Raw genomic sequence first — 20,087 nt, 5'->3', positions numbered from 1 at the left:
AGGACAGCAATAGCAATACAACAAGCACGGCAATGAAATAAAAAAAGCAGGCCAGCGGCCTGCTTCACTATGTTCGTAGGCAGCTTACATCGCCAGCGCTTTTTCCACCGCGCCCACCAGTTGCCTGTCGTCCGGCGTCACCTTGCTGGGGAAGCTTTCCACCACTTTACCGTTGCGGTCGATCAGGTATTTATGGAAGTTCCAGGCCGGGGTTTTACCGGTCAGCTTGATCAATTGCGCGTACAGCGGGTTCGGGTTCGGGCCGGACACCACCGATTTCGAGAACATCGGGAATTTCACGCCATAGGTGTTATAGCAAAAATCGGCGATTTCCTTGCTGCTGCCCGGCTCCTGCTTGCCAAAGTCGTTCGACGGGAAGCCCAGCACCACCAGGCCCTTGCTGCCGTACTTGGCGTACATCGCTTCCAGTCCTTCGTACTGATTGGTAAAACCGCAATAGCTGGCGGTATTGACGATCAGCACGACCTTGCCCGCATACTGGCACAGGTTTTGCGGCGTTTCATCCTGCAAACGGTTGAAAGTCTGCTTGAGGATGGCAGGACAGGCGACGGGGGCTGCCGCAGCGGCAGCCGGCGCAGCCGTTGCAGGCTGGGCGGCGGAAGCGGAGACGGTCATCGTCGCGCCCGCGCACAAGGCGGTCAAAGCGAACAGCTGGGCAAAGGTCTTGGACATGGGGGCACCATCAAAAAAGAGTAAAAGAACAAAGGAATCATTCTATGCCAAACACCGCCAGCATGTGCGGGACGGCGTGTGCCGCGATGCACCAGGGCCGCTTGAGCGACATCAAGCAGCGTCCAATACTTGCCTAGCGGATTGTTTTTTTGCTTATGCTCGACCCTCAGGCCTGCATTACGCCCCCTACAGAGGAGATCCTCATGACCAAGCGCTACCCTGTTGCCCTACGCACCACCGGCCTGCTGGCTCTCAGCCTTGTTTTGCTGGCGCCACTGCCCATGCCAGCCATCGCAGCCACCACTACCACGACTGCGGCCGCCACGGGCGACGTCATCGCCCTGCCCGCCTATCAAGTGGACCTGAGCCAGACCACCGTATCCGGCCTGTCGTCGGGCGCGTTCATGGCGGCGCAGTTTGCCGTCGCTTATTCGGCCACCGTATCCGGTGCCGGCATCATCGCGGGCGGACCGTATTACTGCGCCAGCCAGCCTGGCCGCTTTCCCTATATTTCCTACCTGAACAACGCCCTGACCACCTGCATGAATCCTGCTGAAAAGCAGGTGGCGCCACCCGACGCCAGCGGCTTGCTGCGCTCGGCGCAAGGCTTTGCCAGGGACAAGCAGATTGACGATACGGCCTACCTGCAGCGCCAGCGCATATATCTGTTCAGCGGTACGAAAGACCAGACCGTGACGCGGCCGGTGGTGGAACAGGTGGCTAAATTCTATCAACTGGCCGGCACGCCGGCCGCGCAAATCCGCTTCGTCGATACGGTGGGCGCGGGCCACGCCATCATCACCAACAACAGCCAGGACCAGGCTTGCGGCCTGACGGCGTCGCCCTTCATCAACGACTGCAATTTTGTCCAGGCACGCGATATCCTGCAGCACCTGTATCCAGACCTGCAGCCATCCTCCAGCACCTTGAATGGCAAGCTGATCGCCTTTAACCAGCGCAGCTTTATTCAGAACGCGATTGCGTCCAGCATGAGCAATACGGCTTACGCCTATGTACCGCAAGCGTGCACCAGCGAGACCTGCCGCGTGCACGTAGTCTTCCATGGCTGCCTGCAAACCACGCAGGATATCGGCGACCGTTTCTACACGCGCACCGGCTACAACCAGGTAGCAGAGACCAACAAGATCATCGTGCTGTATCCGCAAGCGGAGCCTAGCCCCGTCTTCCCCTACAACCCGCAAGGCTGCTGGGATTTCTGGGGCTACACCAGCATCAACCCGCTCAATCCGGAATTTTTCCGCAAGAGCGGCACGCAAATGGCGGCGGTCAAGGCCATGCTGGACCGTTTGGCTGCGCGCCGCGGCTCGCGCTAGGCCAACTTAGATGCCACCCATGCAGATGTACTTGATCACCAAATAGTCATCCATGCCGTAGGTCGACCCTTCGCGGCCCAGGCCCGATTGCTTGACGCCGCCGAAGGGGGCGACCTCGTTTGAAATCAAGCCCGTATTGACGCCGACCATGCCCGTTTCCAGGCCTTCGGCCACGCGCCAGACACGGCCGATATCGCGCGAGTAGAAATACGAGGCCAGGCCGAATTCCGTGTTGTTGGCCAGGGCGACGGCTTCATCGTCGGTTTTGAAGCGGAACAGCGGCGCCAGCGGGCCGAAGATTTCTTCGGTCGCCACGCGCATATCGTTGGTCATGTCGGCGATCACGGTCGGCTCGAAAAAGCTGTGGCCCAGCGCGTGGCGCTTGCCGCCGGCCAGCAGGCGGCCGCCCTTGGCCAGCGCATCGGCCACATAGCCTTCCACCTTTTGCACGGCCTTGTCGTCGATCAGCGGACCTTGCGTGACACCCGCTTCGGTACCATTACCCACCTTCAGCTTGCCGACTGCCGCCACCAGTTTTTCGGCGAACGCTTCATACACGCCGTCTTGCACATAGATGCGGTTGGCGCAGATGCAGGTCTGGCCCACGTTGCGGTATTTCGAAGCCATCACGCCTTCGATGGCGGCGTCCAGATCGGCATCGTCGAAGACGATAAAGGCGGCGTTGCCGCCCAGTTCCAGCGACAGTTTCTTGACGGTTGGCGCCGATTGTTCCATCAGCAGACGGCCGACCTGGGTCGACCCCGTAAACGTGAGTTTACGCACGATGGAGTTGGACGTCATCTCGCCGCCGATCTCTTTCGGCGCGCCGGTGACGATGCTGAACACACCGGCAGGAACGCCTGCGCGCTCGGCCAGCACGGCCAGCGCCAGCGCGGAAAACGGTGTCGATTCAGCCGGTTTCAAGACCATCGGGCAGCCGGCAGCCAGCGCCGGGCCGACTTTGCGGGTGATCATCGCGGAAGGGAAATTCCATGGCGTGATGGCGGCGCACACACCAATCGGCTCCTTGGTGACGATGATGCGACGGTCCGCCCAGGGCGACTGCAGGGTGTCGCCCGCAATGCGCTTGGCTTCTTCGGCAAACCATTCGATGAAGGCCGAGCCGAACTGGATTTCACCCTTGGCTTCGGCCAGCGGTTTCCCCTGTTCGGTGGTCATGATCAGCGCCAGATCATCGCTGTTTTCCACGATCAGATCGTACCAGCGGCGCAGCACGGCAGCGCGCTCCTTGGCGCTCTTCTTGCGCCAGGCCGGCCAGGCGGCATTGGCCGCTTCGATGGCGCGGCGCGTCTCGGCCGCGCCCATCAGGGGCACTGTGCCGATGGTCTCGCCGGTGGCGGGATTGGTCACGTCAAAAGTCTGGCCGCTGTCGGCATCAACCCAGGCGCCGTTCAGGTAAGCCTGCTGGCGCAGCAAGGAGGAATCGTTCAATTGCAGCATATACATCTCCGGTCTGTTTACATATCGACGGAGGATACTATGCCACAGCACACGTGATCCTGCAGGCCCCCGACACGGCTACTCCACCTTGAACGATGACAGTTTTGCATCCGGCGGCGGATACGCCAGTTTCATGCCCTGCAGGGTTTCCAGCAGCAGGGTCGCCACCGCCAGATTGCGCTGGGTCTTGGAATTGGATGGCACGACATACCACGGCGCATGGTCGGCATCGGTCTCGCGGATTGCCGTCTGATAGGCGCGCTGATAAGCATCCCACTTCTTGCGCTGGGCGATATCGTTGGGGTCAAACTTCCATTGACGGTCTGGATCGTCGAGCCGCTCCTGCAGCCGTTCGCGCTGCTCTTCCTTCGATATATGCAGGAATATTTTCAGGATGACGGTGCCCGTGTCGCTCAGCATGCGCTCGAAATCGCGGATGTGCCCATAACGGCGCTGGCATTCCGGCTTGTCTATCATGTCCTGCACGCGCGTGATCAGCACATCTTCATAATGGCTGCGGTTGAAGATGGCGATCTCGCCCTTGACCGGCACATGCTGATGCACGCGCCACAGGTAGTCGTGCGCCAGTTCGATATCGGTCGGCCCCTTGAAGGCCACGGCGCGTATGCCCATCGGATTGATATTGGCGAACATCGACTTGACCGTGCCATCCTTGCCCGAGGTATCCATGCCCTGCAAAACCAGCAGCACTTTCTTCTTGCGCTGCGCGTACAGCATGCTCTGGTATTCGGCGATCTGCGCCGTCAGCGCCACCGTTTCCTCGCGGTCCAGCGCCTTGCACTGGGCCGATGTCAGCTTCTTGTTGCCAGCCTTGGTGGCGGCGCCCAGCAAGCGCTGGCCCGCGAAATCTTCATCCAGATCGTAGTCTTTATGGGCGCGGAACAGGCTGCGCGCCTTCATGCCGCCACCGCCAGCTTGCGGTGCTCAATTTTTGTGCAGTGATCCATCACCACCTCCAGCCCCGCCGCGCGCGCCAGCGCAGCCGCTTCTTCATTGATCACCTCCAGCTGCAGCCACAAACAGCCCGCTTTTACGGCGATGGCTTTTTCGGCAATGGGCACGATGTCGGCCGATTTGCGGAAGCAATCGACGATATCGATGCGCGCCGGCGCCACGGCAGCAGCGGCCTCGCTCAGGCTGGCGTAAGCGCGCTGGCCCAGCACCTCTTTGCCGGCCAGGGCTGGATTGACGGGCAGCACGCGGTAGCCATGCTCGATCAGATAGGCGGCCACCTCGTGGCTGGCGCGTTCGGGCTTGTCGGACATGCCAACGATGGCGATGATGCGGCTGTCTTGCAGGATGCGGACGATGTTGGACATGATGTGATCGAAAAAAAGCGTGCGACATTGCCCGGCTAGCGTAGCAGATTATGGCAGCTTGCTGCGCACCTTCTCCATCGCTGCGACAAAGGCCCTGGCCCGCGTCTCGACCGCCACAAAATCGCCGCTGGCGCCCGGACCGCTCAAGCTGCTGCCGATGCCGACGGCCAGCGCGCCGTTGGCGAACCACTCGCCCAGGTTATCGACCGTCACGCCGCCAGTCGGCATCAGCGGCGCCTGCGGCAGCGGCGCGCTGAGCGCCTTGATATAGGCCGGACCAAACATCTCGGCCGGGAAGATCTTGATGATGTCGGCGCCCGCATCGAGCGCAGTGACGATTTCCGTCGGCGTCATCACGCCCGGCATGGCCAGCACCTGGTAGCGCTGGCACATACGGATGGTATCCACATTGACGCTCGGCGAAATGATGAACTGGGCGCCCGCCAGTATCGCCAGGCGCGCCGTTTCCGGATCGAGCACCGTGCCTGCGCCCAGCATCACACCATCGCCATGGCGCTGGCGCAGCGTCTTGATGACGTCCAGCGTGCCCGGCGTGGTAAACGCCACTTCCAGCGCAGTGATGCCGCCAGCGATGCAGGCTTCAGCGATGCCGAGTGCGATATCGGCACTGCCGGCGCGCACGATACCGACCATGCGGCGCTGCACGATACCCTGGAAGATGGCGTGTTTTAACATGGGTTTTCTCTTTACTAATGAACTCGGGTTTTCAATGCGACTCGCGCGGCACAGCCGAACCACGGCAGCCGACCAGGAAATCGAGATCAACGCCTTCGTCCGCCTGCGTCACGTGTTTGATATACATGGCCTGGTAACCGCCGCGCATGGCCTGTTCCGGCGCCGTCCATTGTTCCTTGCGGCGCGCCAGCTCTGCATCGCTGACGTCGAGATGCAAGCGCCGTCCATGCACGTCGAGTTCTATCATGTCGCCGTCGCGCACCAGCGCCAGCGGGCCGCCCATCGCCGCTTCCGGCGCCACGTGCAAGACCACGGTGCCGTAGGCGGTGCCGCTCATGCGCGCATCCGAGATGCGCACCATGTCGCTCACACCCAGCGCCAGCAGTTTTTTGGGCAGCCCCATATTGCCCACTTCGGCCATGCCGGGATAACCCTTCGGGCCGCAGTTTTGCAGCACCATCACGCAACTGGCGTCGATATCGAGCTCAGGATCATCGATGCGCTCCTTGTAATGCTCGATACTGCTGAACACCACCGCGCGGCCACGGTGCTGCATCAGTGCTGGCGAGGCGGCCGAGGGCTTGATGATGGCGCCGCGCGGCGACAGGTTGCCGCGCAAGACGGCGATGCCGCCCTCGTCCTTGAAGGGCTGGGCCAAGGGCGTGATCACGTCGGGATTATGGTTTTCAGCGTCGGCCACATTGACCGCCACGCTGGTCCCGGTGACGGTCAGCGCCTCGCCATGCAGCTTGCCCAGCAAGTCGCGCATGATCACCGGCAAGCCACCGGCGTAATAAAAATCCTCCATCAAATACTGCCCCGATGGCATCAGGTTCAGCAGGCATGGCACGTCGCGGCCCAGCCGGTCCCAGTCGGCCAGGCTCAGGTCGACGCCGATGCGCCCGGCAATCGCCAGCAGATGCACCACCGCGTTGGTCGAGCCGCCGATGGCGCCATTGACCATGATGGCGTTTTCAAAAGCCTGCCTGGTCAGTACTTGCGACAGCTTCAAATCTTCATGCACCATGCCCACCACGCGCCGGCCCGTCAGTTGCGCCTGCAGCTTGCGCCGCGCATCGACCGCCGGTATCGCCGCATTGCCAGGCAAGGTCACGCCCAGCGCTTCGACCATGCTCGCCATGGTGGAAGCCGTGCCCATGGTCATGCAGTGGCCGGTCGAGCGCGACATGCACGATTCGGCTTCCTTGAACTGGTTCAAGCTCATGCGGCCGGCCCGCACGTCTTCCGAAAACTTCCATACATCGGTGCCGGAACCTATCGGCTTGCCCCGGTAATTCCCGTTCAGCATAGGCCCGCCGGACAGCACGATGGTCGGCAGGTCGACGCTGGCCGCGCCCATCAGCAAGGCTGGCGTGGTCTTGTCGCAGCCGGTCAGCAGTACCACGCCATCGATGGGATTGCCGCGTATCGATTCTTCGACATCCATGCTGGCCAGGTTGCGGAACAACATCGCGGTCGGCCGCAAATTCGATTCCCCCAGCGACATGGCCGGGAATTCGACGGGAAAGCCGCCTGCTTCCAGCACGCCGCGCTTGACGAATTCGGCCAGCTCGCGGAAATGGCCATTACACGGCGTCAGTTCCGACCAGGTATTGCAGATGCCGATCACCGGCCGGCCATCGAATGAATCGCTGGGGTAACCCTGGTTCTTCATCCAGCTGCGGTGGATAAAACTGTCTTTATCGTCGCCGCCGAACCAGGCGTGCGAACGAAGCGGGCGTTTGGCTGTGGTCATGATGTCTCTGTATTTTTAGTGGGGAAGCAGGCCGCGCTCACGGGCGATCAGCATGGTGCCGTGGCCAGCCATGCCGGCTTGCTGTTCGTCGCTGACGACGATGCGCCTGCCATAGAAAAAGCCGTTTTCTTCGATCAGCAAGGCCAGTGCCTGGCGCAGCATGGGTTTGCCAGTGATGATGATGCTGGTATCGGGCCGCATCTGGATGGCACTGCTGTTTTTCAGCGCCAGCAAGTCGCCGCCGAGCACCGCGCCAAGCAGGAAATTGGCGCGTTCGTTGCGCTCGACATCGGTGAACTGGCCCAGGGTGCGCACGCTGAAACAGGCGCGCGCCAGCCCCGTCTTTTGCGCGGCAGCCGCGCCAGCCAACACCATCTGCGGCACCAGCTCCTGCGCGAAGCCCGCTTCCAGGGTCTGGCTGATCAAGGTGTGCTGGGTAATCGCCTGCAGCAGTTCACCCGCGAGCGTCGTGGCGCAGCCGGCGATGCGGCCCTGCTCGTCCACGCTGACCAGTTTGGTATGCGAGCCGGGCATGATCAGCATGGCGCGGCCCGTCAATTGCAGGCGGTCGAGCAGGCCGATCACTTCGCTTTCCTCACCGCGCATCATGTCCATCGCTTCGACGTTGTGCAAACCGACGCTGCCAGTCTGGTTGCGCACGCCAGGCACCAGCCACAGCGGCTGTAAAAACACTTCCGGCATCTGCAGCTGCACCATGCCCTGTGCCAGCTGTGCAATGCCGGCCGGGGCTGGCACATGGGGCACTTCCAGCAAACCCAGTGCAGAGGTAATCATGCCGGACGCCAGCGCCAGGGTCACCTGGGCCGGATCGACACCGGCTTGCGCCAATGCCCCGGCGATGGTGTCGCGCACCGCCTGTTTCAAGGCATATTTATTGCCGGCGATGGCGTTGTCGCGCACGCCCACTTCGACCTGGACCTGGGCCACCAGCTTGCCATCGGTCCACAACGCACTGCGGGTATTGGTGGTGCCGGCATCGATGGTGACGATATGCATGAGTGTCAGTATTGAAAATTGGCGGCGGGCCAAAAACAGCTATCAAAGGAGCAAGAAGTCTCATGGTAAAGGGGCGACCAATATCTTACCAATCAATTATTCGCTGATTTCGATATCGATTTTGATATGGGTTTCTGCTACTATTTATGGCATGGACACGCCCAACCCGAACTGGTTTTTAAAGGCCCGCCTGAAAACGCGGCAACTCTTGCTGCTGATCGCGCTCGATGAGCAACGCAATATCCACCGCGCCGCCGAAGAGCTGAACATGACGCAGCCGGCCGCGTCGAAACAGCTGAAAGACCTGGAAGACATGCTCGGCGTCGAGCTGTTCGACCGTTTGCCACGCGGCATGCGGCCAACCATTTATGGCGAAACCATGATCCGCCATGCACGCATGGCGCTGACCAGCCTGTCGCTGGCGCATGAAGATATCGTGGCGCTGAAAGCCGGCCTGGCCGGCCAGGTCGATGTCGGCATCATCATGGCGCCCAGCATGTCGCTGATGCCGCGGGCGATTTCCCGCGTCAAGGAAAACGCCCCCCTGCTGCGCATCGGCGTGCAAATGGAAACGAGTAACATCTTGCTGGAACGCTTGCGGCGCGGCAGCCTGGACTTCATGGTCGGCCGTATCCTCGAAGAACAGCCCGATACCGACCTGCAGTACGAAGAACTGGCCGAAGAACCCGTCTGCGCGGTGGCGCGGGTCGGCCATCCGCTGGCCAGCGCGCACGGCCTGGACTTGCAAGCCATCGCAGGTGCGGCCTGGATCCTGCCGCCGCAAGGCAGCGTGCTGCGCCACCGCTGCGAGATGATGTTCCGTGGCGCCGGCTTGCCGCCGCCCATCAACGTGGTCGACACCACCGCGCTGCTGCTGACCACCGCGCTCTTGCAGCACACCGACAGCCTGCACGTGATGCCGGTCGAAGTGGCGCGTTATTATGTGTCGCTCAATATCCTCAGCATCCTGCCGATCGAACTGCCGTGCCGCATGGACGCCTTTGGCATCATCACGCGGCGCAGCCATTTGCTGTCACCCGGTGCGACGGTGATGCTCGATGCGATACGCGTGGCTGCCAAAGAGATTTATTGATCCCTTAACTCCAGCCGGCGTCCACGATGAATTCCTGCGCAGTACACATAATGCTGTCGTCGGCCGCCAGGAACAGCACCATCGCTGCGATATGGTCAGGCATCAGCTTGCCCGGCAGGCACTGGTTTTTGGCGATCTCGATTTCGGCCGCCTCGTCGACCCACAGCTCGAGCTGGCGCTGCGTCATGACCCAGCCCGGCGTGACCGTATTGACACGGATATGATGTTGGCCCAGGTCACGCGCCAGGCCACGCGTCAAGCCCACCACCGCCGCCTTCGACGCCGCATAGGCTGGATAACCGCCGCCCTTGATATGCCATGAAATCGAACTGAGGTTGATGATGGAGCCGCCACCCTTGCGCTTCATCCCGGCCAGCACCGACTGGCAGGTAAAAAACATGGGCCGCTGGTTGATCGCCACACGCTCGTTCCAGTCATCGACGGTGACGTCTTCCAGTGCATGGCGCTGGTCATTGGCGGCGTTATTGACCAGCACATCGAAGTCGCCCAGTTCCTGCGCCAGTTCCGCCATCACGCGCTGCAGGTCGGCGATATCGGTAATGTCGCAATGGCGGAACAGCGGCGCCGGCAAACCTGCCGTTTGCAGCCGTTCGCACAGGGCGATGCTGGCGTCCCTGGCGATATCGACAAAAGCCACGCGCGCACCCTGCGCCGCGAAATTGGCCACCAGGGCTTCGCCGATGCCGCTGCCGCCACCGGTAATGAATACATTTTTCCCACGCAAGCTGGTGTAGCTGCTGATGTTGGCCATGCTGTCTCCTGTTTTTTGTTCAGTATGCCATCGCGGCGGCGTCAAGCAGTATGGATTACAAGGCGATCACCGCCGTGCTGGCGTCGGCATGCACGGCCAGCGTGTTGCGCAAGGCCGGGCCAAATGCAGGCGCCTCGATTTCATAGCTGTCGCCGGCGGCCACGGCAATGCCATCGGCAAAACTCAGAGTTGCAGTGCCAAAGAAATGGATGTGCACATCACCGGGCCTGCGGAATAACGGGTATTTGAAATGATGGTATTCCAGGTTGGCGATGGTATGCGACATATTCTGTTCGCCACTGAGGAAAGGCTTTTCCCAGCGCAGCGCACCTTGTTTGTCGTAGATGCGCGAGGTACCAGCCACGTGCTCGGGCAAGTCGCCGACCAGCAGTGCCGGCCCCAGGCCGCAGGCACGCAATTTGGAATGGGCCAGGTACAGATAATTCTGGCGCTCGGTGACATGATCGGAGAACTCGTTGCCGATGGCGTAGCCGGCGCGGTAAGGCTGGCCGTCGTCGCCGATCACATACAGGCCGGCGATTTCCGGCTCTTCGCCGCCGTCGAGCGAAAATTCGGGCATGGTCAAAGGCTGGCCGCTGGCCATGACGATGCTGCCATCGCCCTTGTAAAACCATTCCGGCTGCACGCCGCGCTGGCCAGCCGGCGGCTTGCCGCCTTCCAGACCCATGCGGAACATCTGCATGCTATCACTGAGCGCGTTGGCATCACCGCCGATTTTCTGATGCATGGCATCGCGCGTGTCGGCGCTGCCCAAATGGGTCAGGCCGGTGCCGGTGACATGGCAATGGGCATCGTCTGCATGGTCCAGCGGAGTGAGCAAATCACCAGCGGCAGCGATTTCTTCAAAACGGTAATGTGTATCGCCCAGCGAGGCGCTTGCCAGTTTTTCCAGGCCCGTGTTGGCGGCGATGGCGGCGCGCACCAGCGCATAGGTGCTGTCATATCCTTCGATGACGTGCAGTTGTTCCTGTTCCAGCATGCCGACTCTGCGCCGGCCTTGCGGGTCTATGAATTGAACCAGCAGCATGGTCTTTATCCTTAATGCGAATGTTTGGGTACGGCCGCGCCACGCTGGCCAACCAGGAAGTCGAAATCGCAGCCTTCATCGGCTTGCAGCACGCGCTCGATATACAGTTGCTGGTAGCCGTTCTGGAACGGCATGGCTGGTGGCGCCGGCCGCGCCGCCATGCGGCTGGCCAGTTCTTCCTCCGTGATATCGAGGTTCAAAATGCCGCCATCACAATCGAGGCTGATGTAGTCGCCGTCGCGCACGATGGCCAGCGGGCCGCCGGCAGCCGCTTCCGGCGCCACGTGCAAGACCACCGTGCCGTAGGCCGTGCCGCTCATGCGCGCATCCGAAATGCGCACCATGTCCTTGATGCCCTGCGCCAGCAGCTTGGGCGGCAAGCCCATATTGCCCACTTCGGCCATGCCGGGATAACCCTTGGGGCCGCAATTTTTCAGCACCAGCACCGAGCTGGCGTCAACGTCGAGGTCAGGGTCGTTGATGCGCTGCTTGTAATGGTCGAAGTCTTCGAACACCACCGCGCGGCCCCTGTGCTGCATCAGTTCCGGCGATGCGGCCGACGGTTTCAGCACGGCGCCGCGCGGCGCCAGATTGCCGCGCAAGATGCAAATGCCGCCATCAGCAATCAAGGGCTGCTCCAGCTTGCGGATAACTTCATCGTTATACACAGGCGCATCAAGGCAGTTGTCCCACAGCGTCTTGCCATTGACGGTCAGCGCATCCTGGTGCGGCAGCAGGCCGCCTTCGCCCAGGCGGCGTATCACGCCCGGCAAGCCGCCCGCATAATAAAATTCTTCCATCAGGAAGCGGCCCGAGGGCAGCAGGTCGACGATGGTCGGCGTGCCCTTGCCGATGGTGGTCCAGTCTTCCAGTTCCAGCGGCACGCCGATGCGCCCGGCAATCGCTTTCAAATGGATCACGGCATTGGTCGAACCGCCGATGGCGGCGTTGACGCGGATCGCGTTTTCAAACGCCGCGCGCGTCAGCACCTTCGACAGGCGCAAGTCTTCCCACACCATTTCAACGATGCGAATGCCCGACATATGGGCCAGGATGTAGCGCCGCGAATCGACGGCGGGAATCGCCGCATTGTGCGGCAGCGAAGTACCCAGCGCTTCGGCCATGCAGGCCATCGTCGACGCCGTGCCCATGGTGTTGCAGGTGCCGGCCGAGCGCGACATGCCTGATTCGGCCGCCATGAACTGGTGCATGCTGATGGCGCCGGCTTTCACCGCTTCGTGCAACTGCCACACGGCCGTGCCGGAGCCGATGTCCTTGCCATCGAGCTTGCCGTTCAACATAGGCCCGCCGGACACCACGATGGTGGGAATGTCGCAACTGGCGGCGCCCATCAGCAGCGCCGGCGTGGTCTTGTCGCAGCCGACCAGCAGTACTACCGCATCCATCGGATTGCCGCGTATCGATTCCTCGACATCCATGGAAGCGAGGTTACGGGTCAGCATCGCGGTCGGCCGCAGATTCGATTCACCGTTGGAAAACACGGGAAATTCGACTGGAAAACCACCGGCTTCCAGGATGCCGCGCTTGACGTGTTCGGCCAGCTTGCGGAAGTGAGCATTACACGGCGTCAGTTCGGACCAGGTATTGCAAATGCCGATGATGGGTTTACCCTGGAATTCATGGTCGGGGATGCCCTGGTTCTTCATCCAGCTGCGGTACATGAAACCATTCTTGTCCTGCGTGCCAAACCACTGTGCCGAACGCAGCGCGACTTTTTTCTTTTCGGACATGCTGATGCTTCCCCTGATGTTTGATGCTGCGCAATGTCAAAATAACTGCGACGGAATGGCAAGAATATAAAGTGTCCATTGATATCTTTCTAATCAATTTTTATTGAAATGCGATATTCAATCCGATATCGATATGCCGACTTTTAGACCGGGAAGCGGCCATGGCGTGTACGCTGGAGCCGTTATGGCTGAGATTGCCCTGCCGATACCCGTTTCGATATCTGATAACGTTTAAAAGTCATTAGAAAGATATCTATGGACAATTTAGTATCAGCCATCGCGTGGCATGACAAATCCCGATAGAGGACGCGACAGACAGCAGCATCCAAACCAACAATCAGAGAAGGTGGAGACCTGAAATGAAAACAACCATGAAAATGCTGATCGGCAGCCTGGTATTGGCCGGCATGGCAATCGCACCGCTGGCCAGCGCCGCCGACAAGGGCGCGATCGGTATTTCGATGCCGACCAAATCGTCGATGCGCTGGATCGCCGACGGCGACAATATGGTCAAGGTATTCAAGGAACGCGGCTACAAGACCGACCTGCAATTTGCCGACGACGATATTCCGAACCAGCTGGCGCAAGTGGAAAACATGATCACCAAGGGCGCCAAGGTGCTGGTGATCGCCGCGATCGATGGCACCACCCTCTCCGACGTACTGAAAAAGGCATCCGACAAGGGCATCAAGGTCATCTCGTATGACCGCCTGATACGCGGCACGCCGAACATCGACTATTACGCCACCTTCGACAATTTCCAGGTCGGCGTGCTGCAGGCAGGCTATATCGAAAGCGCGCTGCACCTGAAGGAAGGCAAGGGCCCGTTCAATATCGAGTTGTTTGGCGGTTCGGCCGACGATAACAATGCCCACTTCTTTTACAACGGCGCCATGTCGGTGCTGAAACCGTATATCGACAAGGGCAAGCTGGTGGTGCGCTCGAAGCAGATGGGCATGGACAAGGTCGCCACCTTGCGCTGGGATGGCGCGGTGGCGCAGGCCCGCATGGATAACCTGCTGAGCGCCTATTACGGCAATGCCCGCGTCGATGCGGTACTGTCGCCGTACGATGGTTTGAGCATCGGTATTCTGTCGTCGCTCAAAGGCGTCGGCTATGGCACGCCCAAGCAGCCTTTCCCGATCGTGACGGGCCAGGATGCAGAAATCCCCTCGGTCAAATCGATCATCCGCGGCGAACAGGCATCGACCGTCTTCAAGGATACGCGCGAGCTGGCAAAAGTGACGGCCAATATGGTCGACGCCATGTTGAGCGGTAAAACGCCGACCGTCAACGACACCAAGACCTATAACAATGGCGTCAAAGTGGTGCCGTCCTATCTGCTGAAACCGGTCATCGTCGACAAGGCGAACTGGAAGCAGGTATTAGTTACGGGCAGCGGCTATTACACCGAAGCGCAAGTCAAATAAAAATACAAAGAAGACTGCAGCACGGTGGGGCGTCATCCCCGATGCCCCACCTTGCCAGAGAGGTTTATATGACAAACACGATCCTGGAAATGCGCGGGATACGGAAGACGTTTCCGGGCGTGGTTGCGCTCGACAACGTCAATCTGCGGGTACGCAGCGGCGAAATCCACGCCATCGTTGGCGAAAATGGCGCCGGCAAATCCACCTTGATGAAAGTGCTGAGCGGTGTGTATGGGCACGGCAGCTACAGCGGCGACATCGATTACCAGGGCCAGACCCGGCAATTTCGCGGCATCAAGGATAGCGAAGAAATCGGCATCATCATCATTCACCAGGAACTGGCGCTGGTGCCGCTGCTGTCGATCGCCGAGAATATCTTTCTCGGTAACGAGCCATCCAGAAACGGCGTGATCGATTGGGAATACGCGCAAGCGAAGACCCGTGAATTGCTGCACAAGGTCGGCTTGAAGGAATCCCCGGACACGCTGGTGACCAAGCTGGGCGTCGGCAAGCAGCAATTGATTGAAATCGCCAAGGCGCTGTGCAAGGACGTCAAGCTGCTGATCCTCGACGAGCCCACCGCCAGCCTGAATGAAAGCGACAGCGACGCGCTGCTGACCCTGCTGCTGGGCTTGAAGCAGCAAGGCATCGCGTCCATCCTGATTTCACACAAGCTCAATGAAATTTCGCGCGTTGCCGATGCGATTACGGTGCTGCGCGACGGTAATACCGTGGACAGTTTCGATTGCCGCGCGGGGCCAGTCAGCGAAGACCGCATCATCGAGAAAATGGTCGGGCGTGAAATGGCCGACCGTTATCCACCGCGCACACCCGTCATCCGCGACACCATTTTCGAAGTGCGCGACTGGCGCGTGTTCCACCCGGAGCATGCCGAGCGTGCCGTCATCAAGGGCATCAACCTGCATGCAAAAAAAGGCGAAGTCATCGGCATCGCCGGCTTGATGGGTTCTGGCCGCACCGAACTGGCGATGAGCATTTTTGGCCGTTCCTACGGCCAGCGCATCAGCGGCACCGTGTTGAAAAATGGCGTGGAAATCGATGTCAGCTCGATCGGCAAGGCCATCGCGCACGGCCTGGCCTATGTCACGGAAGACCGCAAGGGACTAGGCCTGATCCTGGAAGAAGACATCAAGAAAAATACCAGCCTGGCCAACCTGGGCGCCGTGTCGAAACATCTGGTGATCGATGAGGCGCGCGAATTTGGCGTGGCCGAGGAATTTCGCCGCAAGCTGAAAATCCGCTGCTCCAGCATCCTGCAAAAAGTCGTCAACCTGTCTGGCGGCAACCAGCAAAAAGTGGTGCTGGCCAAGTGGCTGTTTTCACGGCCCGACATCCTGATCCTCGATGAACCTAGCCGCGGCATCGACGTCGGCGCCAAATACGAAATCTACAGCATCATCAACGAGCTGGCCGCCGAGGGCAAATGCATCGTCATGATTTCATCGGAAATGCCGGAATTACTGGGCATGTGCGACCGGATTTACGTCATGAATGAAGGCAGGTTCGCCGCCGAACTGAGCGCGGCCGAAGCGACGCAGGAAAAAATCATGCGCGCCATCGTCACACACGGAGACAATCAGAATGAACACTAAAATCGCCAGCGCACCGGTCACGCCCGCTCCAGAAACAGCGGCGCCCGCGCGCAGCTACGCCGGCTTCTTGAAAAATAATATGCGCGACTACGGCATGCTGCTGTCGCTGATCGTCATCATGGGCTTTTTTGAGTACATGACCGACGGCACACTGATGCAGCCGCTGAACCTGACCAACCTGGTGCTGCAGAACAGCTATATCGTCATCATGGCGCTGGGCATGCTGATGGTGATCGTGGCCGGCCATATCGATTTGTCGGTCGGTTCCGTGGTCGGCTTCGTCGGTGCGCTGGCGGCTGTCCTGATCGTCAACTACGACATGAATTTTGTCGCCGCCAGCGTGATCTGCCTGATCGCCGGCGCGATCATCGGCGGCGCGCAAGGGTATTTCATCGCCTTTTTCAGGATCCCCTCCTTCATCGTCACCCTGGCTGGCATGCTGGTGTTCAAGGGCTTGACGCTGGCACTGCTGGCGGGCCAATCGGTCGGCCCCTTCCCGCCCGGTTTCCAGATGCTCAGTTCCGGCTTTTTGCCCGACCCGTTCGGTGGCGACAATCTGCGCGGCCTGTCGCTGCTGCTGGGCGTGGCCGCCGCCGGCGCGTTGATTGTCACTTCGCTGCGCAGCCGCGCCAAGCAGCTGCGGCATGGCATGGAAAACGAACCGCGTGCTTTTTTCCTGCTCAAAAATGGCGTGTTTGCCGCCGTGATGGTGTATTTCAGTTATCTGCTGGCCTCCTACCGGGGGTTTCCGAATGTGCTGGCGGTGATGTCGGTGCTGATCGTCGCCTACACTTTTGTTACCAACCGCACCGTGCTGGGACGGCGCGTGTATGCCGTCGGCGGCAATGAAAAAGCGGCGCGCCTGTCCGGTATCAAGACTGAGCGAGTCAGCTTTTACACCTTCGTCAACATGGGCATGCTGGCAGCGCTGGCCGGCCTGATCTTCGCTGCCCGCCTCAATACCGCCACGCCGAAAGCCGGCACCGGCTTTGAACTGGACGTGATCGCCGCCTGCTTCATCGGCGGCGCCTCGGCGTCGGGCGGCGTCGGCAAGGTGATGGGCGCGGTGATCGGCGCCTTCATCATGGGCGTCATGAACAACGGCATGTCCATCATGGGCATCGGCATCGACTACCAGCAAGTGATCAAGGGACTGGTCTTGCTGGCGGCCGTGTTTGTCGATGTGATCAACAAAAATAAATAGGCGCAGAGTCTATAGCAACGCGGTGCCAAAGCGCACTTCCGGCAAACCACGCAGCCCAGTCTGGCGCGCGCGGAACAGGCCACCGGCCTGCGGTTCAGCCGCCAGCTGGGCCGGCGTCAGGTTTTCCTGCGCCGTGGTGATGAACAGTTCGTCGTATTGCGGACCGCCGAGGCTCACGCAGCTGGGCTGCGATACGGGCAGCGTCACGTGGCGCTCAACGCTGCCATCGAGCGCGTAGCGCACCACGCGGCCCGCTCCCCACTGCGCGCTCCATAGCTGATCATGCGCATCGATGGTGGCGCCATCGGCCGCGCCTGGTCCTGCATCGAGCACGGCAAACACGCGTACCCGGCTAGCGTCACCGCCCAGGTAATCGTCCCAGCGGTAGATCGCCTTTTTCAGCGAATCGCAAAAATACATGGCCGTACCATCGACGCTGAAGCAGATGCTGTTTGAAATGGCGACCGGCGGCAGCGGCAAGCGCTCCAGGCTCAGGTCCAGGTTCAGGCGGTAAAAGCTGGCTATCGCTTCGCGGCTGGAGCGTTCATCCAGCGTACCGAAGACAAAGCGTCCCTGGCGGTCACAGCGGCCATCGTTCAGGCGGGTCATGGGAAGGTCAGCCTCTACCGCCTGCAAGGGCGTCACGAGCCCGTTATGCAGCTGGAACCACGCCAGCCGCGAGGCCAGTCCCAGCAGCAGCACGTCGTCGTTGCCGGTCAGCGCAAAACAGGCCAGCCGTTCAGGCATGTCCCACTGCTGGCGCTCGCCCGTCGCCAGCACCAGCGCATGCAGCCGGCAGCCTTCGATATTGGTCCAGAATACGCGGCCGCTGCGTTCGCACCAGCGCACGCCCTCGCCGAGGATATTGCGCGCATCGACCAGCAATTCGGCCTGTGTTTCCATCATGTCTCCCTGTTGATTGTTTGATTGACGCCTAGCGCATCGATATCGGCCACGCCCAGGCGGTAGACCAATTTCTGCCGCGCGGTATGACCGGGTTGTAGTTCCAGCACCATCGGCGCCAGGCAAAAGCGGCTGGCATCGGTCAGCAAATGCAGCTGTCGTCCGCCCGTGAAAAAACGCAGCACCCTGCCCGATGCAGGGTCGTTGACCGTTGCTGCCTCATGCAAGGCCCCATTGCCGGCCAGGCAGAAGACGTGGTCAAAACCAGCCGGGCAGCTTGTACCGGGCCAGGCCAGCCTTGCCGCGATGGGCGCGGACTGGCGAAAATCAAAAGCGCTGCCCGCCACGTCGCGCGGCTCACTTGCTGCCGCCCCGTTGGGATAATAACGGTCGGCGGCCAGGCGCAGCGCATGGTCGGCCACACTGCCCTCCTGGCCACGCAGATTAAACGCGGGGGCAGGCAAAAGGATGCGAACCAGGGTGTCGGCCGTGGCCTCGCCCTCGATATGCAGACTGCCATCGTCGTCCAGGCGATAGCGCAGACGCGCGGCCAGGCCATCTTGCAGCAAGCTCAAAGACAGGCTGGACTCGCTAACAGCATCGCATTGCCAGCCGGCCGGCGACGATGGCCGCAGGGTTGCGGCCAGCACGTCGGCCATGCGGCCATAGCGGTCGGGCGACCACCACGACAGCAGGCTGGCGTCGCGCGCACTGACGGCCACGCGCATGCCACGTCCATTGCGCAAGGTGCAGATGACGTCCGCGTCCCGCTGCGTCATACCGTTGGCCCAGGCACAAGGCGGCTGCGCTGCTGGAATTCGCGCGGGGTGCAACCGAGTTCGCGCTTGAAGACGGCGTGCATATACTGCACCGTGGTAAAGCCGCAGCGCACGGCGACCTCTGCGACTTGGCCCGGTTCACGCACCAGCAGGGTCTTGGCCGCATCGAGCTTGAAGTGCAGGATTTCATCATGCACGCTGCGCCCCAGCTCATGGCGAAAATGCGCTTCCAGCGAAGAGCGCGATACGCCCACGTAATCGGCCACCTGTTCCGTCTTGATGCCCTGGCAGGCATACTGGCGGATGAAGTGGCGCGCTTGCATCACCTGCGGGTGCTGGAACGGTTGATGGCGGGTGGAGGCCAGCACATTCAGTCCCGCCGGCGGCACCAAAATGCGCGTGCCGGACAGGCGCGCGCCATTGAGCATCTGGTGCAGCAAATGCGCAGCCGTGCGGCCCATTTCCTCGGAGCCCTGGATCACGGAACTGAGTGGTATGCGCGTGAGCATGCGCGCCAGCGGGTCATTGTCGATACCGATCAGGGCGACCTGCTCCGGCACGGCGATCCCTGCATGCATGCAGGCCTGCAGCAGCTGGCGCGCACGCGCATCGCTCACCGCGATGATGCCCACCGGTTTTTCCAGGCTGTGTAACCAGGCGATCTGCTGCTCCACTGCTTCATCCCAGGAGGGTGCGCTGGTGGCCACACCGCGGTAGACATCGGCGCGCATGTGGTCGCGCTGCATCAAGGCGCAAAACGCCGTTTCGCGCTCTTGCGCCCAGCGGTTGACGGCCGCCTCGGGCAGGCTGAAACAGGCGAAACGCGTGAGGCCCGCTTCCACCAGGTGGTCGTAGGCCAGCTTGACGATCTTGAAGTTATCGGTGGCCACGTAGGGTATGCCGGGCGGATAATCTTCATCGCGCGCATACGAGCCGCCCACGGCCACCACGGGAACATGACTGTGCGCCAGCGCCGCACAGACGGCCGGATCGTCGAAATCGGCGATGATGCCGTCGCCCTGCCAGCGCTCGATACCGGGCAGGCGGCAGCGGAAATCCTCTTCCAGGAACAAATCCCACGACACGCGCGTGGTGTTCAAATAAGCAGCGATGCCCGCGATGATGTCGCGGTCATAGACTTTGTTCCCGTTAAACAGCAGCGCTATCCGATGCGCAGTCGGCATCTTCATCGTGTCT

General features: G+C 60.9%; 18 protein-coding genes. 5 read left to right on the top strand and 13 right to left on the bottom strand.

Features of this window, described 5'->3' with window-relative positions; all coding sequences use genetic code 11:
* Positions 1-84 precede the first annotated feature (84 nt).
* On the bottom strand, positions 85-693 hold the full coding sequence (locus HDE72_RS00270; protein WP_183736625.1) for a glutathione peroxidase: 609 nt from the start codon (positions 691-693) through the stop codon (positions 85-87).
* A gap of 203 nt (positions 694-896) precedes the next feature.
* Here HDE72_RS00270 and HDE72_RS00265 point away from each other — a divergent pair, with 203 nt between their 5' ends.
* Positions 897-2,027: an extracellular catalytic domain type 2 short-chain-length polyhydroxyalkanoate depolymerase gene (locus HDE72_RS00265; RefSeq protein WP_183736624.1), complete on the top strand. Its 1,131-nt coding sequence runs from the start codon at positions 897-899 to the stop codon at positions 2,025-2,027.
* Positions 2,028-2,033: 6 nt separating this feature from the next.
* Here HDE72_RS00265 and HDE72_RS00260 read toward each other — a convergent pair whose 3' ends face one another.
* The 6 genes from HDE72_RS00260 to HDE72_RS00235 form a co-directional block, all read right to left on the bottom strand.
* A complete protein-coding gene (locus HDE72_RS00260) occupies positions 2,034-3,488 on the bottom strand; it encodes an NAD-dependent succinate-semialdehyde dehydrogenase (protein WP_183736623.1) in 1,455 nt (484 codons plus the stop codon).
* Positions 3,489-3,566: 78 nt separating this feature from the next.
* On the bottom strand, positions 3,567-4,409 hold the full coding sequence (locus HDE72_RS00255; RefSeq protein WP_183736622.1) for a PPK2 family polyphosphate kinase: 843 nt from the start codon (positions 4,407-4,409) through the stop codon (positions 3,567-3,569).
* Positions 4,406-4,828 (bottom strand): CoA-binding protein, encoded by a 423-nt coding sequence (locus tag HDE72_RS00250; RefSeq protein WP_183736621.1) that lies wholly within the window; start codon positions 4,826-4,828, stop codon positions 4,406-4,408. The genes HDE72_RS00255 and HDE72_RS00250 overlap by 4 nt, the downstream gene beginning before the upstream one ends.
* A gap of 48 nt (positions 4,829-4,876) precedes the next feature.
* A complete protein-coding gene (locus HDE72_RS00245; RefSeq protein ID WP_183736620.1) occupies positions 4,877-5,524 on the bottom strand; it encodes a bifunctional 2-keto-4-hydroxyglutarate aldolase/2-keto-3-deoxy-6-phosphogluconate aldolase in 648 nt (215 codons plus the stop codon).
* Between the two features lie 31 nt (positions 5,525-5,555).
* The gene (araD, locus tag HDE72_RS00240) at positions 5,556-7,280 is read right to left on the bottom strand and encodes an L-arabinonate dehydratase (protein WP_183736619.1); all 1,725 of its coding nucleotides are present in this window, start codon (positions 7,278-7,280) and stop codon (positions 5,556-5,558) included.
* A 15-nt stretch (positions 7,281-7,295) separates the two neighbouring features.
* On the bottom strand, positions 7,296-8,297 hold the full coding sequence (locus HDE72_RS00235; RefSeq protein ID WP_183736618.1) for a 2-dehydro-3-deoxygalactonokinase: 1,002 nt from the start codon (positions 8,295-8,297) through the stop codon (positions 7,296-7,298).
* A gap of 151 nt (positions 8,298-8,448) precedes the next feature.
* On the opposite strand from HDE72_RS00235, the gene HDE72_RS00230 reads away from it, so the two are divergent.
* Positions 8,449-9,390: a LysR family transcriptional regulator gene (locus HDE72_RS00230; protein ID WP_183736617.1), complete on the top strand. Its 942-nt coding sequence runs from the start codon at positions 8,449-8,451 to the stop codon at positions 9,388-9,390.
* Positions 9,391-9,394: 4 nt separating this feature from the next.
* On the opposite strand, the gene HDE72_RS00225 is transcribed toward HDE72_RS00230, so the two are convergent.
* Genes HDE72_RS00225 through HDE72_RS00215 form a run of 3 tightly spaced genes read right to left on the bottom strand, consistent with a single transcriptional unit; the run spans position 9,395 to position 12,961 of the window.
* Entirely contained in the window at positions 9,395-10,162 is a 768-nt protein-coding gene (locus HDE72_RS00225) for an SDR family NAD(P)-dependent oxidoreductase (RefSeq protein WP_183736616.1), read from the bottom strand.
* 55 nt (positions 10,163-10,217) lie between these two features.
* Complete coding sequence (gene araD1 / locus HDE72_RS00220) at positions 10,218-11,210, bottom strand: AraD1 family protein (protein WP_183736615.1); 993 nt, start codon at positions 11,208-11,210, stop codon at positions 10,218-10,220.
* An 11-nt stretch (positions 11,211-11,221) separates the two neighbouring features.
* Positions 11,222-12,961 carry an IlvD/Edd family dehydratase gene (locus HDE72_RS00215; RefSeq protein ID WP_183736614.1) on the bottom strand — a complete coding sequence of 580 codons (1,740 nt, stop codon included), beginning with the start codon at positions 12,959-12,961 and terminating at the stop codon, positions 11,222-11,224.
* A 407-nt stretch (positions 12,962-13,368) separates the two neighbouring features.
* Between HDE72_RS00215 and chvE the strand changes: the two genes are divergently transcribed.
* From chvE to mmsB, 3 genes are all read left to right on the top strand, one after another.
* The gene (gene chvE, locus HDE72_RS00210; RefSeq protein WP_409254945.1) at positions 13,369-14,391 is read left to right on the top strand and encodes a multiple monosaccharide ABC transporter substrate-binding protein; all 1,023 of its coding nucleotides are present in this window, start codon (positions 13,369-13,371) and stop codon (positions 14,389-14,391) included.
* A gap of 68 nt (positions 14,392-14,459) precedes the next feature.
* On the top strand, positions 14,460-16,004 hold the full coding sequence (gene mmsA / locus HDE72_RS00205; protein WP_183736612.1) for a multiple monosaccharide ABC transporter ATP-binding protein: 1,545 nt from the start codon (positions 14,460-14,462) through the stop codon (positions 16,002-16,004).
* Complete coding sequence (gene mmsB / locus HDE72_RS00200; RefSeq protein ID WP_183736611.1) at positions 15,994-17,208, top strand: multiple monosaccharide ABC transporter permease; 1,215 nt, start codon at positions 15,994-15,996, stop codon at positions 17,206-17,208. Before mmsA ends, mmsB begins: the two co-directional genes overlap by 11 nt.
* A 9-nt stretch (positions 17,209-17,217) precedes the next feature.
* Here the strand turns inward: mmsB and HDE72_RS00195 are convergent, their stop codons facing one another.
* From HDE72_RS00195 to HDE72_RS00185, 3 genes are read right to left on the bottom strand one after another with little or no spacing between them, the layout of a single operon-like run.
* Positions 17,218-18,114, bottom strand: coding sequence for an SMP-30/gluconolactonase/LRE family protein (locus HDE72_RS00195; RefSeq protein WP_409254941.1), 897 nt, complete (start codon positions 18,112-18,114; stop codon positions 17,218-17,220).
* Complete coding sequence (locus HDE72_RS00190) at positions 18,111-18,890, bottom strand: aldose epimerase family protein (RefSeq protein ID WP_183736610.1); 780 nt, start codon at positions 18,888-18,890, stop codon at positions 18,111-18,113. The genes HDE72_RS00195 and HDE72_RS00190 overlap by 4 nt, the downstream gene beginning before the upstream one ends.
* Complete coding sequence (locus HDE72_RS00185) at positions 18,887-20,080, bottom strand: XylR family transcriptional regulator (protein WP_183736609.1); 1,194 nt, start codon at positions 20,078-20,080, stop codon at positions 18,887-18,889. The genes HDE72_RS00190 and HDE72_RS00185 overlap by 4 nt, the downstream gene beginning before the upstream one ends.
* Between the last annotated feature and the right edge of the window lie 7 nt (positions 20,081-20,087).

The organism is Janthinobacterium saanense, from assembly GCF_014200675.1.
In the GTDB taxonomy this organism is placed as follows: domain Bacteria; phylum Pseudomonadota; class Gammaproteobacteria; order Burkholderiales; family Burkholderiaceae_D; genus Janthinobacterium.
The sequence above is the reverse complement of the archived record's forward strand: the minus strand, read 5'-3'. Positions and strand labels throughout refer to the sequence as shown.

Coding starts and splice junctions, on each gene's coding strand:
- mmsA (WP_183736612.1), top strand. CDS start 14,460: ATGACAAACACGATCCTGGAAATGCGCGGGATACGGAAGACGTTTCCG.
- HDE72_RS00270 (WP_183736625.1), bottom strand. CDS start 693: ATGTCCAAGACCTTTGCCCAGCTGTTCGCTTTGACCGCCTTGTGCGCG.
- araD (WP_183736619.1), bottom strand. CDS start 7,280: ATGACCACAGCCAAACGCCCGCTTCGTTCGCACGCCTGGTTCGGCGGC.
- HDE72_RS00265 (WP_183736624.1), top strand. CDS start 897: ATGACCAAGCGCTACCCTGTTGCCCTACGCACCACCGGCCTGCTGGCT.
- HDE72_RS00215 (WP_183736614.1), bottom strand. CDS start 12,961: ATGTCCGAAAAGAAAAAAGTCGCGCTGCGTTCGGCACAGTGGTTTGGC.
- HDE72_RS00245 (WP_183736620.1), bottom strand. CDS start 5,524: ATGTTAAAACACGCCATCTTCCAGGGTATCGTGCAGCGCCGCATGGTC.
- HDE72_RS00255 (WP_183736622.1), bottom strand. CDS start 4,409: ATGAAGGCGCGCAGCCTGTTCCGCGCCCATAAAGACTACGATCTGGAT.
- HDE72_RS00195 (WP_409254941.1), bottom strand. CDS start 18,114: ATGATGGAAACACAGGCCGAATTGCTGGTCGATGCGCGCAATATCCTC.
- HDE72_RS00235 (WP_183736618.1), bottom strand. CDS start 8,297: ATGCATATCGTCACCATCGATGCCGGCACCACCAATACCCGCAGTGCG.
- HDE72_RS00250 (WP_183736621.1), bottom strand. CDS start 4,828: ATGTCCAACATCGTCCGCATCCTGCAAGACAGCCGCATCATCGCCATC.
- mmsB (WP_183736611.1), top strand. CDS start 15,994: ATGAACACTAAAATCGCCAGCGCACCGGTCACGCCCGCTCCAGAAACA.
- HDE72_RS00185 (WP_183736609.1), bottom strand. CDS start 20,080: ATGAAGATGCCGACTGCGCATCGGATAGCGCTGCTGTTTAACGGGAAC.
- HDE72_RS00190 (WP_183736610.1), bottom strand. CDS start 18,890: ATGACGCAGCGGGACGCGGACGTCATCTGCACCTTGCGCAATGGACGT.
- chvE (WP_409254945.1), top strand. CDS start 13,369: ATGGCAATCGCACCGCTGGCCAGCGCCGCCGACAAGGGCGCGATCGGT.
- HDE72_RS00225 (WP_183736616.1), bottom strand. CDS start 10,162: ATGGCCAACATCAGCAGCTACACCAGCTTGCGTGGGAAAAATGTATTC.
- HDE72_RS00230 (WP_183736617.1), top strand. CDS start 8,449: ATGGACACGCCCAACCCGAACTGGTTTTTAAAGGCCCGCCTGAAAACG.
- araD1 (WP_183736615.1), bottom strand. CDS start 11,210: ATGCTGCTGGTTCAATTCATAGACCCGCAAGGCCGGCGCAGAGTCGGC.
- HDE72_RS00260 (WP_183736623.1), bottom strand. CDS start 3,488: ATGCTGCAATTGAACGATTCCTCCTTGCTGCGCCAGCAGGCTTACCTG.